Genomic DNA, 17,299 nt, shown 5'->3' with positions numbered 1-17,299 from the left:
GTAGTCACGTCGGTTTCTCCAGCGTCGTCTCGTGATTCGGGTCGAGCACGTCGCGCAGGCCGTCGCCGAGCAGGGTGAATCCGAGCACGGTGCACATGATGGCGACGCCGGGAACGTTCGCGATCCACCAGGCGGTACGGAGGTGGTGACGGCCGTCAGCGAGCATCGTCCCCCATTCGGGGGTCGGTGGCTGCGCGCCGAGGCCGATGAACGAGAGGCCGGCGGTGCCGAGGATGACCGTCCCCATGTTCAGCGTTGCGAGGACGACTACCGGGCCGGCGACGTTCGGGAGGAGGTGTCGCGTCGCGATCCGGAACCGGGAGACGTTCATCAGCCGTGCGGCGCGGACGAAGTCGCGCTCTTTCGTCGCGAGGACGGTTCCGCGAACGAGCCGTGCGTAGGAGGCCCAGCCGACGACGGCGAGCGCGAGCATCACGTTCCGCAGGCTCGGGCCGAGGATACCGGCGATCACGAGCGCGAGGACGAGTCCGGGGAAGGCGAGCTGGATATCGACGAGCCGCATCAGCGCCTCGTCGATCCAGCCGCCGGCGTAGCCCGCGAGCAGGCCGATCGCCGTCCCCAGCACGAGCCGGATCCCAGTGACGGCGACGGCGATGCCGAGCGAGAGCCGCGCACCGTAGAGGAGCCGCGAGAGCATATCGCGACCGAGCTGATCGGTGCCGAAGGGATGCGCCAGCGAGGGACCCTGCAGCCGATTCGCGAGATCCTGCGTCGTCGGGTCGTACGGCGCGACGAGCGGCCCGATGACCGCGGCAATCGTGATCGCCGTCACGATACTCAGTCCCGCGACGTTGAGCGGGTTCGCACAGAACGTCGCCAGCGTTCGCGACGTTCGGAGCGCACGATACCGGCGGCCGACCGCGCTTGCGATGGACTCGAGTGCGACGCTCACGCGGGGTCACCTCCGAGCTCGACGCGGGGGTCGAGGTAGCGGTAGCTCAGGTCGACGAGCAGGTTCGTCACGACGAAGGCGACCGCGGTGAAGAGGGTGATTCCCTGCACGACCGGGTAGTTGCGCTCGAAGACGGCGTCGACGAGCAGCATGCCGAGTCCGGGGCGCTGGAAGACGATCTCGATCACGACCGCGCCGTTGAGCAGCGCGCCGAGCTGGACGCCGAGGATGGTCACGACGGGGACGAGCGCGTTGCGAAGTGCGTGTTTGTAGACGACGATCCGCTTGCGCAGCCCCTTCGAGCGCGCGGTGTCGAGGTAGCCTTCGTCGAGAACGTCGAGCATCGAACTCCTGACGAGCCGGGTTAGCACGGCGGCCATGCCGGTGCCGAGCGTGATTGCGGGGAGGACGAGCTGGCTGTAGCTCCCCGCGCCCGCGACCGGGAGGACGCCGAGCGTCAGCGCGAAGACGAGGATCAGCAGGTAGCCCAGCCAGAAGTTCGGCATCGAGACGCCGACGAGCGCCCCGAGCTGGCTCGCGCGGTCGATGGCCGTTCCGCGGTGGACGGCGCTCAGGACGCCGGTCGGAATCGCGAGCGCGAGCGCGACGACCACCGAGGCGGCGGCGAGTTCGAGCGTCAGCGGGAGCGCGTCGAGGATGAGTCCTGTGACGGATGCGTCGCTGTAGTACGAGGTTCCCAGATCGCCGCGTAGCACGTCGGTGAGCCAGTCGGCGTACTGGAGCGGTACCGGCTCGTCCATGCCGTGCTCCGCGCGGAACGCCTCGATTTCGGCCTCGGAGGGCTGGCGGTCGAGTTGCTGGCTGAGAATCACCTCGGCCGGGTCGCCGGGCGTCAGAAAGAGCAACCCGTAGGTGACGACCGAGACGCCAGCGAGCACCACGAGCGACGTGCCGAACCGATGAACGAGGTAGGGTGCCGTATCCATGCTACGTCGTTCGCGTCAGCTCGCCCCACTGGGCGAACTTATCGATCGGGTGGAGGTCGATCCCCTCGAGTTCGGCGTCCGCGGCGACGACGTACTCCCGGTAGAACAGGGGAACGACGACGCCTGCGTCCATAATCTCGCGCTGGGCGGCGACGTACGCCTCGCGCTTCTCGTCCGGGTCGTGTGACTGGAAGCCGGTCTCGATTAGCTCGTCGACCTCGCCGCCGAGGTTGTGCAGCCCCGTTCCCTCGGCTTCGTACAGGTCCTTGTTCGAAATCCCCATCGTGTGGAAGTTCTCCCACATGATGTAGTCCGCCGCCGGACTGTTCGACTGCGACGTACCGAGCTCGAGGTGGAACTCGCCGCGGTCGGTCCGGTCCCGGAGCGAGGCGCTCTCGAGTACCTCCACGTCGAGGGTCACACCGATTTTCTCGAACTCCTCCTGGAGGATCTGGACGAGCGTACGGCCGTCGTCCATGTCGTTCTCGACGAGACAGGTGAGCTCCTCGCCGTCGTAGGACGACTGCGAGACGAGGTCACGCGCTCGGTCACGGTCGCGCTCGTAGGCCGGCAGTTCCTCGTCGGCGGCCCAGTCGATGACCGACGAGAGCGGACCGCGGGCGGGCTGGCCGATGTCTTCGAGGACGGTGGTGACGATTTCGTCCTGTGAGATCGCGTAGTTGAGCGCCCGTCGAAGGTCGGCATCGTGGGTCGGCTCCCGGTGAATGTTGATCGAGACGAATACCGAGCCGGAGGACTGTTCGGTTTCGACGCGCACGTCGCCGCGTTCGCGTAGTCCGTCGATTCGGCTCGTCGCGGGCTCGTAGATGAGGTCGACCTCGCCGGCGACGAGCAGGTCGGTTCGGGTCGTCGCGTCCTCGGCGGCCCGGAACGTGAGACCGGTGGGCTCGGGAGCGCCGCCCCAGTAGTCCTCGAAGCGTTCGACGCGAAGCTGTTGGCCCTGTTCCATCTCGGCCAGCGTGAACGGGCCAGTGCCGATGATGTCGCCGTCACGGCGGTCGGCTTCGGGCGGCTGAATGTCGATCATGTTGTGTGCGATCGTTCCGGGAAATCCGGGGAAGGGTTCCGTCGTCTCGAAGGAGACAGTGTAGTCGTCGATCCGGTCGACGCTGCCTGGTTCGAGGTGGAGCCAGCCGTGAACGAAGTCGCCACGTTCGGTGAGGATGTCCTCCTCGAAGGAGTGGACGACGTCGTCCGCGGTCATCTCGTCGCCGTTGTGGAAGGTGACGCCCTCCCGGAGGTCGAACACCCAGGTAGTGTCGTCTGTCGCGGTCCAGTCGGTCGCGAGCCACGGCTGTGGTTGCATGCCGCCGGTCCCCCAGACCAGCGGTTCGATAACCCGCGTCCAGTAGGGTGTCATCCCGCCCCAGTTCTCCCAGGAGTCGCCCGTTCCCGTCGGGTCCGAAGTCGGGACGATCGTAAACGAACCGTTCGCGTCCGCATCCTGACTGGTCTCCGCACAGCCGGCGAGCCCGGCGATTCCAGCGCCAACTCCGGCGCTGAGGAGATGTCGGCGTGTGAGTGCTGTGTCCATCGTGTTATTAACTAATTTTAGCTTTTAATAATACTTGCTAACTATGGGTGGTAGTTAACAAGCACTCTCGTACTCGTCAGTTCCCAGGTGCAACTGGCGTTGATTCGATCCGGATCAACCTCGCTGATGACCATTGTACAATCTTATTTTATGTACTGAAAGTGCACTTGTGAATGTTCTGGTTCACGCATCGACACCTCCCGCCGGTCGACGACTCGAGACGCCCGGTCACTCTCCTCGAGTACAGCCCCTTAGACTCGTATCACTCACCAGCGGTGGCCGTCGTCGGTCGTTCCGGTCTGAAAGGACACAGACGCGGGGTGGGTTCGGTGCCGTGTGAAACCTGCCGTGAACCTGAACTGGTTTATCCGGCCGTCCACAATCGGCGAGCGATGACAGTCGTCGCTTTCGACTTCGACGGGACCCTTTCGGACTCCGAGATGACGGTACTACTCGGCGAGCGTTGCAGCGTCGCCGACGAGATGGCAGCGATTACGGAGCGCGCGATGAACGACGAAATCGGCTACGCGGAGAGCCTCCGCGAGCGGGCGGCCCTCCTCGAGGGCCTGCCGGAATCCGACGCGACCGCCGCCTACGAGCAGGTCGAACTGCGACCCGGCGCGGCGGACCTGATCGAGACGCTCAACGAGGCCGGAATCACGACCGCCATTCTGACCGGCGGCTTCGAACGCGGCGTCGCAGCGGCACTCGAGCGCGAGGGCGTCGCCGTCGACCATATCGTGTCGAACCGCCTCCCGCTAGCGGACGGCGAACTCACCGGCGAGGTCAACGGCTCACTAATCGAGGGCACCAAGGACGACGCACTCGAGTCCCTCGCCGACGACGTCGGTGCCGAGCTCGAGGACACCGTCGCGATCGGCGACGGCGCGAACGACCTTCCGATGCTCGAGGTCGCCGGTCTCGCGATCGGTTTCGAGCCGAAACCGGCTGTTGAACCACACTGTGATGTCGTCGTCTCCTCGATGGCCGAAGCGCGCGAGGTACTCGAGTCCAACGCCGTACTCGAGTGATGCTGCCCGACAGAAGTCAGTAAGAAGTCGGCCGTAGTAGCGCGACCGATCTTCGAGTAGTTCTGTCCGGCAGTATGATCGACGCAGTTTGCTCGCTGCCGATCGACTGCTGCGCACGACGTTCTCGCTCTCCCGAGTATCCGCTGTAATGGCCTATTTCCTGACCGAGAGAGTTTTAACTCACAATCGAGTAACCGAATTTGATGATGTGGCAAGACTTCGTGTTCATGATCGGTAGCGGTCTCTCTGTGGTCTTTCTCGGGCCGACGCTAGCCAATGCGAGCGCCCGGGTCCCGCTCGGAACGAGTATTCCCTCGATGACGATCGGCTACGTCTACACGTTCACCTTCCTGACGCTCGGCATGACGTTTTCGGCACTCGGGACGTTTACAGCAGGGACGATGTGGGCGCTGATTACCATGTTCCGTTCCCCGCCCGCCCGGCGGTTCATGCGTGCAACCGGCCTCGACCTGCTCGGGAGCGACCTGCGACGGTGGCTGGCGCGACGGCGGCCAGGCCGCAGCGTTGCTGACCAGTACGTTCGATTCACTGGTGGGCAGGACGACCCGTCCCCGCAGCAGAGACACACGAATACGGCTGACTAACGCGTTTTCCTTGCTGTTCGGTTTCGTTGTTTCACTCCGTGTTACTCGAAAACAGCAAGCTGTTACTCCGAAAACAGACTCGTGTGTACGGGTGCAAACGACTCCGACTCGCCTGTCGGTTCGTCGCCATCCGTTGTATCCGTAATTGTCCGCCCGGCGAGTCCCTCCTCGAGTACGGTCGCCAGCGGCGGGCCGACCTTTTCCGGTTCGACGAGGAACGCGTCGTGGCCGTGATCGGATTCGACGACGTGGTGGGAAACGTCGACCCCGGCCTCGCGGCAGGCCTCGGCGACCGCTTCTGACTGCTCGACGGTGAAGTGCCAGTCGCCGGTGAACGACAGCAAGAGGAGTTCGCCCTCGAAGGCGGCGAGTGCGGCCGCGTCGGATTCGTATCCGGTCGAGAGGTCGTAGTCATCCATCGCGCGCGTGAGGTACAGGTAGCTGTTCGCGTCGAAGCGGTCGGTGAACTTCTCGGCCTGATAGTCGAGATAGGACTCGACCTCGCGATAGGGGAAAAACGACGCTGCGGGGTCCGGTGATTCCTCGCGGACCGTCTCGCGGCCCGCGGAGCGCCGGCCGAACTTCTGGGCCATCGAGGCCTTCGAGAGATACATGATGTGGCCGATCTGCCGGGCGCGTGCGAGACCCTCTTGCGGTTCCGTCCCCCCGTAGTAGTGACCGCCGTTCCAGTTCGGATCGCCCGTGATCGCCCGGCGAGCGACCGTATCCAGCGCGAGACACTGCGCGTCGAGTCTCGCGGCCGTGGCGACGGCCGCCGCGCGTTCGACATCGTCGGGGTAGCGCGAGAGCCAGTCGAGGACGTTCATTCCGCCGACGCTGCCGCCGATGAGGGTGTGGAGTCGACCGACACCCAGTTCGTCGAGCAACCGACGCTGTGCGCGCGTCCAGTCGCCGACCGTGACCGGCGGGAAGTCGGTGCCGTAGGGCTCGCCAGTTTCGGGATTCGTACTCGAGGGCCCCGTCGTCCCGTAGCAGGAGCCGGGGACGTTCGCACAGACGACGTAGTACTCGGTGGTGTCGACCGCCTTTCCGGGACCGACGACGTCGCCCCACCAGGCGCGGGCCTGTCCCGCGGTGTCGTCGCCGGCGTCGGGGCGGCGGGCAACGTGTGCGCTGCCGGTCAGGGCGTGACAGACGAGGACAGCGTTGTCACCGGTGAAATCGCCGTACGTCTCGTAGGCCACCTCGAGATTCGGGATCGACTCGCCGCACTCGAAGGTGAACTCGCCGAGCGACTGCACGTCGGTCGTCGTCATGTGCGTTCGTCGCCCTCCGTCGCCGTCCGTGTCGCGGTTTCAATCGCCTGCTCCAGATCGGCCAGGATGTCCGCAGGGTCCTCGATACCGACCGACATACGGATCAGATCCGGCGTGACGCCAGCCTCTTCTTGCTCGTCGGGGGTGAGCTGGCCGTGCGTCGTGCTCGCGGGGTGGATCACTAGCGTCTTCGCGTCGCCGATGTTCGCGAGGAACTGGGCGACCTCCACGCTCTCGCATAGGGTCTTCCCGCCGGCATAGCCCGTCTCGAGCCCGAACGCGACCATCCCACTGTAGTCGTCCAGGTAGCGCGCGGCGTTGTCGTGGGTCGGATGGGACTCGAGTCCGGGCTGTGTGACCCAGGCCACATCCTCGTGGTCGGCCAGGTACTCCGCGACGATGGCCGCGTTCTCGCAGTGTTTGTCCATCCGCAACGGCAGGGACTCGAGTCCCTGTAGCGTCTGCCAGGCGTCGAACGGTGACTGCTGATTGCCGAGGGTGCGCAGCGAGCGGAACCTGGCTGCAGCGGCGAACGGTGCCTCGGGGAAGTCCCGCGAGAAGTCGACGTCGTGGTAGGCGTGGTTCTGGCCCGCGATTTCGTCGTAGCCGTGCTCTCCCCACGGGAACGTGCCGCCGTCGACGAGCACGCCGCCGACGGTCGTTCCCGAGCCGTGGAGCCACTTCGTCGTCGACTCCCAGACCACGTCGGCCCCGTGCTCGAGCGGCCGACAGAGCGCCGGCGTCGCGAACGTGTTGTCGACCACCAGCGGCACGCCGTTCTCGTGGGCAATCTCGGCCACGCGCTCGAAGTCCGGCGTGACGAGCGAGGGGTTGCCGACCGTCTCGACGTGGACGAAGGCAGTGTCCTCGTCGATGGCTTCCTCGTAGGCGTCGTACTCGAGTGTCGGCACGAATCTGGGTTCGATGTCGCGTCGCGTCGCAGTTTTCGAGAAGTAGGCCGTCGTCCCGCCGTAGGTGTCGGTCGAGCAGACGACGTTGTCGCCTGCCTCGGCGAGGAGCAGGGTGGCCGAGTCGAGTGCGGCCATACCGCTGCCCGTTGCGACCGCGCCCGCGCCGTTCTCGAGGGAGGCGAGGCGGTCCTCGAGCATTTCGACGGTTGGATTGCTGATTCGAGAGTAGATGTAACCGTCGTCCGCCAGCGCGTAGCGCTCGGCGGCGGTCTCGGCGTCGGGGAAGGTGTAGGATGTCGTCTGGTAGATCGGCGGGGCGCGCGCACCAGTGGCCGGATCGGCTCGCTGGCCGGCGTGAACGCTCCGCGTGCCGAATTCCGCCGTCCCGAACTCGGCGTCGGTCCCGTCGCTCGCGTCGTCGCTCATGTTCAGTATGCATATAACTCCAGCCTCATATGCGCCTCAGTAACGGCAAAAACCGCTGTCTGTGGCTAGTGATAACACTCCGGAGTTAAAACGTGGGCTGAATCGGATTATCTGGTGTGGCCGTCTGTAGTCGTATTAATAACTATCTGTAAAACCAACGCTAATAACCAATTCAGTCTAACACAGATAAGATATTAAAACTTTGATGTATTCGATAACCAGAGAAACATCCACGCTGCCACCCCCTGAATGGCTATTAGACCGTACACAGTCACTTCTTGCACCCTTGATAATATAGGAACATGCATGTCAGTAGTAGTAACAAAGAGGAAGAAAAAGCTTCCCGCCACCATAACCCAACCACAAATTTCATACTTATCTGAGCCTCTTGCATACTCTCTCCTTATAATCAAAAATAGAAATATAAATAAAATGGTGTACAACAAGATCAGTGGACTCATCATGGTGTTCTATATATTTCTCCGTATTAGATATTTGAGTTTCCCATAACTATATGGGTATAAATGTGGCTCTATAGCTCACCTAGCAGACAGGTAGGTCTTCGTTATAAAAGGTTTCGTCAACAACTAGTGCCTCATCTGTCCAGGTCGCAAAATCCGAGTAACTGAAATCATCGTGTTCCTCGAAAAACCATTCTTCGACATCTGCTTGAACGACAGGCCCCAAATCAGAAAAGCAATGCATCGAGGAAACCTTGTATATAACAGTCGCAATTGCGCAGACAGCACACGACGTACGTGTAACATCTAGAATACAAGTCGAACATGGCACGGAAGTTGGAATCGCACCCGCGACAGCTAGGGCGACACAATCCCATTTTGCGTCTGGAGCTATTTGGACGTCTACTTCGACACATTCACTACTGCCACCACCGGGAGGGAACGTGTAATCGTCCGCTCCTAATTCGTTCTCCCTATGGAAATCCCTCTCTGTTTGGATAATATCACCGGCCTCGGATTTTATCACTTTTACTTTGTCCCACCCAAAGAGGCCACTAGCTGTCGGTTTGTCCGTTTTTTGAACGTGGTGGATAACTGTATGGTGCGAAAGGTCTAAACCCATTGTATCGTTACCAATCCAAATGAATACTAACTCCTCCTCTTTCTCCACTTGTTGGCTAGACGACTCCGCCTCGACAACGATGTAGTCGTAATACCCTGTTTCCGTTTGGCTGGTTATACGTTTAGTTGTTGCACTGTCCCACGGTATACGCCATCCGTTTTCATTTGCATGATCAATGAGGGCGCGTAAGTCCGAATCCGATTGAGCCTGTTTGATTAGAGACGCTGTAGCGTCCTCACTGTGATCTCGTGCTGCAATGTTGTTTTCTTTGGCCGTACTACTACCTGAAATTGCACCTACAGTACCGATACCAACCGATCCGCTTCCAATTGCTTGGAGTAACTTTCTTCTTTCCATACATTATATTACTTACTACATATATTAAAAGTTATGGTATACGATTAAACTAAACATTTACCATTAGAATTCCCATCTAATATAATGGGGTTCTTCCTATTGAAATCTCTTCTACTTATGATGTGATTTCATCCCGCCCATTCAATGCACTATATTTAACCAAATCTCTGTAAAAAACGCTCTTCATTGGTCAAATGGAACGGTCTTTGAATAGCCCCTCGTTCATCTACATTTATTTTTACGTATGATGTTGATGTCCGGGTCACCAAATAGACTTCAATACTCCCCTGTAAGTGATATTTAAGAAATCACTGGCTAACGGTATTAGTCCTGTTGACGTGTCTGGCGGGCTTCCCTGGCGGTGGCAAACGACGCATCTAATGGCGAGCGCACGGACGGCGACGAGACGGACGCCTTCATATTCTCCTGGTTCGAACCTCTGGTCGTGCACTCGAGTGATCGTGACCGGTTGGTGCTCGCGGCGGTCGTGTTCGCCGTCCTCTTCTCGCAACTGCTGCTCTACCCGGGTATCGCGACCCTGGTCGACGCGCTCGGAGCTGATGCGGCGAGTTCGCCCGTCGCGTCGACGACACTCGACGCGAGCATGTGGTTTCTCGTGAGCGAGTTCGGGGCCTACGTCGTCTTCGTCGGTGTCTGGGGTGCGATAAGCGACGTTACGGGTCGACGAACACCGTTTATCGTGGTGAGCGCGATTGGCGGGGCCGCGAGCTACGCCGCGCTAGCGGCAGTTCCCTCGATCGGTACCATTCCGTTCGAAGGTGTCCTCCTGTTGCGCGTCCTGCAGGGTGCGATGACGATCGGTGCGTTCTCACTGACGATGACGATGCTGATGGATCTCGAAGGTGGTCACGGGCGCAACATGGGTGCGGCCGGCATTGCCATCGGGCTCGGTGCTGCGATGGGTGCGCCGATCGGCGGCCAACTGACCGAACTCGATCCAGTTGCACCGCTGCTCGCGGCCGCAACGCTGCTCGTCTGTGTTGGACTCCTCGTCTCCCGGCTCGAGGACCGAACGCCGGCGTCTCGTCGGACCGCCCGCGCGCTTCTCGAGGGCGTCCGACAGCGGCCAACACTGTCGCTGCCCTACGCCTTCGGCTTCGTCGATCGGATGACGGCGGGCTTCTTCGCGCTCGTTGGCACGCTGTACTTCCAGGAGACGTTCGGCCTCGATCCCGGTGCGACCGGACTGTTGCTCGCGTGTTTCTTCGCGCCGTTTGCCCTCCTGCAGTACCCGCTCGGGACGCTCTCCGATCGGATCGGTCGGACGATTCCGGTCGTGGTCGGCTCCGCCTGTTACGGCATCGGTATTCTCGGTGTTGGTGTCGCTCCCTCCGTCGGTGCCGCTGCCGGAGCGATGATCGTCGTCGGCATCCTCGGCGCGCTCGTCTCGCCCGCGACGATGGCGCTCGTCACGGATCTCGCCGACGAACGCGAACGGGGAACCGCGATGGCTGGCTTCAACGTCGCCGGCAGCCTCGGCTTCCTCGGCGGCTTTCTCATCGGCGGCTCCGTCGCTGGCTCCTACGGCTACGACCTCGCGTTCCTCGTCGTCGGCGGCCTCGAAATCGCCATCGCGCTCGTCACGATTCCGATCTTTTTGCGGCTATCACTCGAGTCCGGTGCGAAGTCATCGCCACAGGCAGACCGGTAGGGTGAGCACGTCTCGTCGGTGCTCCCGTTATCCCCGTATTCACGACGTAATACGGTCTTTCTCTGTCGTAAGAAATCACTACTGGTCAGTGTTACTATGGTATGAAATCGCATAACGGCACGCCGGTAGAGGAGGGCCATTTTTATGTGGTGATCTCTAATACGCTGTTGATGAGTCGAAACAACCCTCTCTCCCGACGTACGGCACTGAAGCTTACGGGTGCGGCAGCCGCGACCGCACTCGTCGCAGGATGTAGCGACGACGATACGGACGACGAAAACGGCGCCGAAAATGGCGACGAGAACGGCGGCGACGACATCGACCCATCGGAGTGGGAAGACGTCGACACGATCGAACTCGACGGCGCGACCGGCGGCTGGGAAGGCGTCGCGCCCGACATGATCGCCGGCGAGCAGAACCCGACGATCGTCCTCTTCGAGGGCCAAGAGTACGACTTCACCTGGTACAACCAGGACAGTGGTACCCACAACATCGAGATCTGGGACGAAGACGAAGAGATCGTCGACGACTACGCAACGGACCAGGTCAACGACGACGAGCAGACCCTCGAGGGCGTCGTTGCCTCCGAGGAGATGGCCTACTACCGCTGTGAGCCACACGGCCAGATGCAGGGCGAGATTCAGGTCGAGTCCGAATAACGCGACTGCCGTTCTTTCGATCTGACTTCTTTCGTGTGCGTTCGTCCCTGAGTCACATCTCTCTTCGACGTTTTCCGCGTGTCTACGATGTCATCCCGGTAGCGTCCCGAATGCCACTGGTCAGTCTGGGTTCGCGTCTCGAACTCGTTATATCGCCTCTGCTCGCCTCTGTTCGCCGGTCGCTCGCTGGTTACTCGTCCCCGGTTTCCACGCGCTGTCTCGCTTGCCGTCGTTCATCGTCACTGACGTATCGAACTGCGTATCTGTTTGTCGGATTTCGGAGACTACCACGGTTCTTCACCACTGATCATTGTTACCACGTGGCGCCGAATTCGGAACGCTCAGGCACTGACGATGCGAAATCAGAATACAAAAGTACCCCCAGCACTTTTTCTCTGAAAATGATTTCACAGAGAGACATCCTGCTCTTTGTCGCCCTCGCGTTCGTCTGGGGGACCGCCTTCAGTGCGATCGAGGTCGGTCTCGCGACGATCCCGCCGATTCTCTTTGCGGCGCTTCGCTTCGACATCGCCGCGCTGGTCTTCGTCGGCCTCGTCGCGCTCCGGGAACTCGAGTGGCGACCACGGACCCGGACGGACTGGTACGCGATCGCCGTCGCCGGCGGCCTGCTTGTCGGTGGCCACTTCGCGTTCCTCTTTCTGGGACAGTCGTACGTCTCGAGTGCCGTTGCCGCGATCGTGTTGAGTCTGACGCCGATCGTGACGCCGCCGCTCGCACTCGCACTCCTGCCGAACCAGCGGATCCGCGCCCCCGCAGTGCTCGGACTGCTCGTCGGCTTAGCGGGCATCGTCGTTATCGCGGTTCCCGGCGGCTCGCTCGACGGACAGGTCCTCGGCGTCGCGCTGCTGTTCGTCGCGGCGACGTTGTTCGCACTTGGCTCGGTACTCATCGAGGGCATCGACGAGAGCCTTCCGGTGATTTCCCTGCAGGCGTGGGCGATGGTCGTCGGCGCTGCCGTCTTGCACGCGTTGAGCGCCGCCCACCCCGCTGAGGCGGTTTCCTCGGCGTCGCTGACGCTGCCCGCGGCGAGCGCGCTGCTCTACCTTGGCGTGGCCTCAACGGCCGGTGGCTTCCTCATCTATTTCGTCCTCTTGGAGCGCGTTGGCGCGGCCGAACTCAGCCTGGTCAACTACGCGACGCCGGTCGTCGCTGCCGTCTTCGGCTGGGCGCTGCTCGGCGAGTCGATTACCGCACTGACGATCCTCGGCTTCGCGCTGATCATCGCCGGTTTCGCACTCTGTAAGCTCGACGCGCTCTGGCAGGTCGGCGGTCCGCTCGTGGGCTACGGCCCGCGGCGCCCAACGTTCACGGACGGCAGCGTCGTCGTCTCGGGCAACTCCTATCTGAGTGACCGCGACCTCGGGATCGGACTGCGTGCCGACAACAGCCCAGCCGACTCGTCGTCGACAGCCGCCAACGCGACGCCGAACACACACGGCACGAACGCGACCGGTGGCTCCGCGTCGGTCTCTCCACACGGCGACTGACGTCCTGCGTCTCGACATCCGCCTCCCGTTCACACCGCGTCTCACTCGCCGGCAACCCCTTCGTTTCGACTGCGCCATCCAAAACTACCATACCCTCTCGCCACCCAGTAGGCGGTACTCAGGTGGCTTCCGTGACCGAAAAACGAGAATACAGAGACGACTATCCCGAGCAGACGCTGTACATCCCCGGCCCGACTGAGGTGCGCGAGGACGTCATCGAGGCCATGTGCGAGCCGATGTTCGGCCACCGCATGGACCGGATGACCGACCTCTATACGACCATCGTCGAGGACACCAAGACCTTCCTCGGCACCGACAACGACGTCATCATCCTCACCGGCTCCGGCACCGAGTTCATGGAGAGCTCGATCCTCAACCTCGTCGACGACACCGTCCTCGTCACGACCTGCGGCAGCTTCAGCGAGCGCCAGGCCAACGTCGCCGAGCGACTGGGGAAAACCGTCGACATACTCGAGTACGACTGGGGCCAGGCGGTCAAGCCCGAAGACGTTCGCGAGGCACTCGAGGAAAGCGACCGCGCGTACGACGCGGTCACCTGCGTGATGAACGAGTCCTCGACCGGCGTCCGAAATCCGGTCGAGGAGATCGGTGACGTGGTCGCGGAGTACCCGGACACGTCCTTCATTGTGGATGCGGTCTCCTCGCTAGGTGGCGATTTCGTCGACATCGACGAGCACAACATCGACGTCATCTTCACGTCGGTCCAGAAGGCGTTCGCGATGCCGCCGGGACTCGGCGTCTGCGTCGTCAGCGACGACGCCTACGAGCGCGAACTCGAGTCCGACTCGGCCTCGTGGTACGGCGGCTTCCAGCGCTCGCTCGATTACTACGACCGGAAGGGCCAGACCCACTCGACGCCGGCAATTCCGATCATGCTCGCCTACCGCAAACAGATGAAGCACATGCTCGACGAAGGCCACGACGCGCGCGATCAGCGCCACCGGGAGATGGCTGAGTACACGCGCGAGTGGGCGCACGAGCATTTCGATATGTTCCCCGAGGCGGGCTACGAATCCCAGACGGTGAGCTGTATCGAGAACACCCAGGGGATCGACGTCGCGGAAACAATCGACGCCGTCAGCGAGGAGTACGACTTCGTCTTCTCGAACGGCTACGGCTCCGCGCTCGGCGAGAAAACGTTCCGGATCGGCCACATGGGCGAACACGATGTCGAGAGTATCCGAGCGCTGACCGACGCCATCGAAGACGCTGCCGGCCTGTAACCGACGGGGGCGCACACATCGGTCGGAGCGTCCTGGAACCCGCCGTGACGGCGGAACGACGGCGACTCCATTTTTCGTTCTTCGCTGTCTCCGCTGTTTTCGCTCGTCTTCGAACGTGCTCAAGCGACGCGACTCTCTCGTCGTCTCGTATTTGCGTTGCGCCGTTGGCCTCGCAGTCATCTCACTTCCGCTTTGCGCACCGCCGGACCAGTCATCATGCTTGTATGATATTTTCGTGATTCAGATACTGTATCATAGTACTTGTTTCAATAGGATATACGGTCTATAACGGATGATCTCTACAGTCGCGCGCGTTACCGTTACTACTATTCTTATAAGAAATATGAAATGTGGTATGCGGCGAGGACATACGTCGACTTAACTCACACGTCCCGTTCGAGACGGCGGTTACACGACCCATGATCTGATATCCACACCTTCAACCGAGCGGCACAGGCCCGAAACCACCATCGGTCGCGAGTTCGATCGGCGGCGGTCTCGCGTTCCTGCTCGGCACGTTCACGCTTCTCGTCGCCGTCAGCTATATTGGTTGGAACCAACGGCTATAAGTTAAACCAATACAACCTCTCACGTAGTTAAAAATGCCTTCTCTACCACGTCGAACATTGTTAGGAGTTTGTACTAGTAGTATACTACTGATGAGTAGCGGTTGTACCTCGGACGAAGAATTAGACGAGCCTGTCCAATTTTGCTTGGCAACTATTCAAAATATGGATGAGTCAAACAGCTATAATATCCGTGCACAAATTGTTGATGAGGATGAATTGGTATATGAAGTAACTAAAAAATTATCCCCATTAGGGGTGTCTCATAATCTTAATCCAACTACCATTTCAATAACAAGATCAGACCTTCCTTCACGAGAAGGTGCCTTCAAATTTCGTGTAAAGGTAGACTCTTCTGAATGGAAGTCCATTGACATGACAGCAATATATGCTGATTCTATCCCAGTGGGTGTTCAAGCAGTTATTACAGAGGAAGAGGAAGTATCTTTCTTTAAATTGGACCCAGAAAATAGAGAATATGATTGCTAGTTACAAATATGTAGCGCACCCGATTAACTTACTTGCCGAATTTGGGAGGGGACATTTTTTACCCTCTTCTCTATATCTATTTCTTCCCCATTGATTACCAACGACTCATCTACGTCTTCTACCACAATATTGGTCTTCTCGTCGTTCGTGAATTCTGGGCTAGATATTGTGGCTTGACCAACTTCATCAGGGACCCAATCAGGACACCACAGTTCTACTTCCCATTCATGGGTGTGTGACCTATTCCCCCATTCATCACCAAAATTCGTTTCGGCCCAGATCGTCGCTTCAATAGTCCCAGTAATGTACGTATCTGGGTCACCAAATGCTTGACATCGAATCGTACAGGTTGTTTCAGTTAATCCTGACCCCGTAGATGCTCCTCCAGTAGCGAATGGCCAGTAAAAATCGTATCCTTCACCGTTGTTTCCATCCGCAATGAGGGCATCGGCGATAGCTGCGTAATCTAGCATGTCCCCAATTACTGGAGCAGCACCTAATGCTGCTTCAAGAACATCTTCAAGTTCGTCATCATCGGGTTCATTTAATTTCTCGGCATCATCGTCTTCTGGACGAGATGTCCCGAAATAATTATTGTTTTCCATATTACCTGGACTTGGAGTCATTAGATTCCCATTATTCATATCAAAATTAATCCCTTGTGCTTCCAAATACGGAGCAAAATCGGCATCGCTTGGATCATCTCCTAATCGGGAACTCCAACGTCCGAATTCCGACCGCGCAGTTATTTGCAGGTCATGACCCCACGCTCCTAGAGGATTATTTGGCGCATAAAATCGATCATATTCAACAACACTGCTCGTATGATATCCCTCATACTGGTATAGGGACGGATTGACATAACAGGCACCATCCCATTCATCAGTCGTTGGAGACGGTTCTCCACCTGGTGGTGGACGCATGTAATCATCAGTATTCGCATCATCCGCTGATGATGTTTGTGTGAGTCCTCCGAAACCTACTAATGCAACGCTCGTTCGACAAAAATCTCTTCTTGACCGACTGTGTTGGGATTTATCTTCTCCCATGAAAATCACATAGGCCAACAATAATAAATATCTTATGGAAACTCCTCATAATAATTTCCTATGGTTATGGACCTCTTGGTCATAATCGTCTTCTCGAACGGCTACGGCTCCGCGCTCGGCGAGCAGACGTTCCGCATCGGTCACATGGGCGAACACGATGTCGAGAGCATTCGGACGCTGACCGACGCGATCGAAGACGTCGCCGAGCTGTAGGGGAACGGTCCGGAACCAGGGGTGAACTGTTTCAGACTGTCTCTGATTTTCCGTCTGAGTCCGTCTCCCGCGTGCTGTTTGTGCGTACTTCGTGCTGTCCAGTCCCGCCAGCCGTGCTGGCCCGAGAGCCGTGGCCGTCACGAGGAGTGCCACCGTTCGTGGTCACACCTGTCTCATTGAATCTCGAATGTATAATTCTTCGGTAAAGTAGGTAGAGTATGACATGGTACTGGTTACATGGGCATACGGAGTCTATAACGGTTGTTTTCTATAATGTTGTGTGGTAACACGCATCTACTCCTACCAAGAAAGTGAAACATTATATACGGGGAACCCGTATTTCGAATCGAGACCACCCGTCCCCCGTTCGGGGCGACGGTTGCTACACACCATGACACAGTATCCACACCTTCGCCCACGAAGCACAGATCCCAAACCACCCTCTGTCACGAGCTCCCTCATCGGCGGGATCGTCTTCCTGATCGGGACGTTCGCGCTGCTCATCGCTGCGAGCTACCCCGTCTACGCGGCAACCATCACGATTACAGTCGCACTCGCAGTCGTCGTCCTCCGACGCGCCCTGCCCGCCCTCGGCCGACGCCTCCGCGGCTACATGACCGAACTCGACGTCCCCGGCTTCGGTACCGTCGAAATCCGCGTCAACTCCCAGTAATCGGTTTTTCGCGTCTCAGTGTCCGCGCAGGTACAGCAGCTCCGTAGTCACAACAGACGCGGTACTCGAGTACCCAGTTCCAGTTTCCAAGTCCCACCTTTGCCGGTCGACAAACGGTGAG

At 59.6% G+C, this 17,299-nt stretch carries 15 protein-coding genes and 1 pseudogene; 9 read left to right on the top strand and 7 right to left on the bottom strand.

Features of this window, described 5'->3' with window-relative positions:
- Positions 1–4 precede the first annotated feature (4 nt).
- The 3 genes from nikC to BBD46_RS20070 are packed head-to-tail and all read right to left on the bottom strand — an operon-like array spanning position 5 to position 3,415.
- A complete protein-coding gene (gene nikC / locus BBD46_RS20080; protein ID WP_071403434.1) occupies positions 5–913 on the bottom strand; it encodes a nickel transporter permease in 909 nt (302 codons plus the stop codon).
- Entirely contained in the window at positions 910–1,860 is a 951-nt protein-coding gene (gene nikB / locus BBD46_RS20075; protein ID WP_071403433.1) for a nickel ABC transporter permease, read from the bottom strand. Before nikB ends, nikC begins: the two co-directional genes overlap by 4 nt.
- Before the next feature lies 1 nt (position 1,861).
- The gene (locus BBD46_RS20070) at positions 1,862–3,415 is read right to left on the bottom strand and encodes an ABC transporter substrate-binding protein (protein WP_071403432.1); all 1,554 of its coding nucleotides are present in this window, start codon (positions 3,413–3,415) and stop codon (positions 1,862–1,864) included.
- A 392-nt stretch (positions 3,416–3,807) separates the two neighbouring features.
- Between BBD46_RS20070 and serB the strand changes: the two genes are divergently transcribed.
- Positions 3,808–4,446: a phosphoserine phosphatase SerB gene (gene serB / locus BBD46_RS20065; RefSeq protein WP_071403431.1), complete on the top strand. Its 639-nt coding sequence runs from the start codon at positions 3,808–3,810 to the stop codon at positions 4,444–4,446.
- Positions 4,447–4,649: 203 nt separating this feature from the next.
- A complete protein-coding gene (locus BBD46_RS20060; protein WP_071403430.1) occupies positions 4,650–5,051 on the top strand; it encodes a hypothetical protein in 402 nt (133 codons plus the stop codon).
- A 62-nt stretch (positions 5,052–5,113) separates the two neighbouring features.
- Here the strand turns inward: BBD46_RS20060 and metX are convergent, their stop codons facing one another.
- The 3 genes from metX to BBD46_RS20040 all read right to left on the bottom strand — a co-directional run bounded on the left by metX (position 5,114) and on the right by BBD46_RS20040 (position 9,105).
- Complete coding sequence (gene metX, locus BBD46_RS20055) at positions 5,114–6,328, bottom strand: homoserine O-acetyltransferase MetX (RefSeq protein ID WP_071403429.1); 1,215 nt, start codon at positions 6,326–6,328, stop codon at positions 5,114–5,116.
- Positions 6,325–7,665: an O-acetylhomoserine aminocarboxypropyltransferase/cysteine synthase family protein gene (locus BBD46_RS20050; RefSeq protein WP_071403428.1), complete on the bottom strand. Its 1,341-nt coding sequence runs from the start codon at positions 7,663–7,665 to the stop codon at positions 6,325–6,327. The genes metX and BBD46_RS20050 overlap by 4 nt, the downstream gene beginning before the upstream one ends.
- Positions 7,666–8,208: 543 nt before the next feature.
- Positions 8,209–9,105: a hypothetical protein gene (locus BBD46_RS20040; RefSeq protein WP_012996591.1), complete on the bottom strand. Its 897-nt coding sequence runs from the start codon at positions 9,103–9,105 to the stop codon at positions 8,209–8,211.
- A 445-nt stretch (positions 9,106–9,550) separates the two neighbouring features.
- On the opposite strand from BBD46_RS20040, the gene BBD46_RS20035 reads away from it, so the two are divergent.
- The 5 genes from BBD46_RS20035 to BBD46_RS22415 all read left to right on the top strand — a co-directional run bounded on the left by BBD46_RS20035 (position 9,551) and on the right by BBD46_RS22415 (position 15,243).
- The gene (locus tag BBD46_RS20035; protein ID WP_171908263.1) at positions 9,551–10,777 is read left to right on the top strand and encodes an MFS transporter; all 1,227 of its coding nucleotides are present in this window, start codon (positions 9,551–9,553) and stop codon (positions 10,775–10,777) included.
- A 170-nt stretch (positions 10,778–10,947) separates the two neighbouring features.
- Positions 10,948–11,436 (top strand): cupredoxin domain-containing protein, encoded by a 489-nt coding sequence (locus BBD46_RS20030; protein WP_071403426.1) that lies wholly within the window; start codon positions 10,948–10,950, stop codon positions 11,434–11,436.
- A gap of 401 nt (positions 11,437–11,837) precedes the next feature.
- The gene (locus tag BBD46_RS20025) at positions 11,838–12,944 is read left to right on the top strand and encodes a DMT family transporter (protein ID WP_071403425.1); all 1,107 of its coding nucleotides are present in this window, start codon (positions 11,838–11,840) and stop codon (positions 12,942–12,944) included.
- A gap of 131 nt (positions 12,945–13,075) precedes the next feature.
- Positions 13,076–14,188 (top strand): pyridoxal-phosphate-dependent aminotransferase family protein, encoded by a 1,113-nt coding sequence (locus tag BBD46_RS20020; RefSeq protein WP_071403424.1) that lies wholly within the window; start codon positions 13,076–13,078, stop codon positions 14,186–14,188.
- A gap of 659 nt (positions 14,189–14,847) precedes the next feature.
- On the top strand, positions 14,848–15,243 hold the full coding sequence (locus BBD46_RS22415; protein WP_139173728.1) for a hypothetical protein: 396 nt from the start codon (positions 14,848–14,850) through the stop codon (positions 15,241–15,243).
- A gap of 23 nt (positions 15,244–15,266) precedes the next feature.
- Here the strand turns inward: BBD46_RS22415 and BBD46_RS22410 are convergent, their stop codons facing one another.
- Positions 15,267–16,292 (bottom strand): hypothetical protein, encoded by a 1,026-nt coding sequence (locus tag BBD46_RS22410; protein ID WP_139173726.1) that lies wholly within the window; start codon positions 16,290–16,292, stop codon positions 15,267–15,269.
- A gap of 84 nt (positions 16,293–16,376) precedes the next feature.
- On the opposite strand from BBD46_RS22410, the pseudogene BBD46_RS22405 reads away from it, so the two are divergent.
- A pseudogene (locus tag BBD46_RS22405) lies at positions 16,377–16,505 on the top strand (alanine--glyoxylate aminotransferase family protein); the annotation flags it as partial.
- 391 nt (positions 16,506–16,896) lie between these two features.
- On the top strand, positions 16,897–17,178 hold the full coding sequence (locus BBD46_RS20015; protein ID WP_071403423.1) for a hypothetical protein: 282 nt from the start codon (positions 16,897–16,899) through the stop codon (positions 17,176–17,178).
- Positions 17,179–17,299: the final 121 nt, after the last annotated feature.

The sequence above is a fragment of the Natrialba sp. SSL1 genome (assembly GCF_001861355.1).
Taxonomy (GTDB): domain Archaea; phylum Halobacteriota; class Halobacteria; order Halobacteriales; family Natrialbaceae; genus Natrialba.
This window is presented reverse-complemented; position numbering and strand designations above follow the sequence as displayed.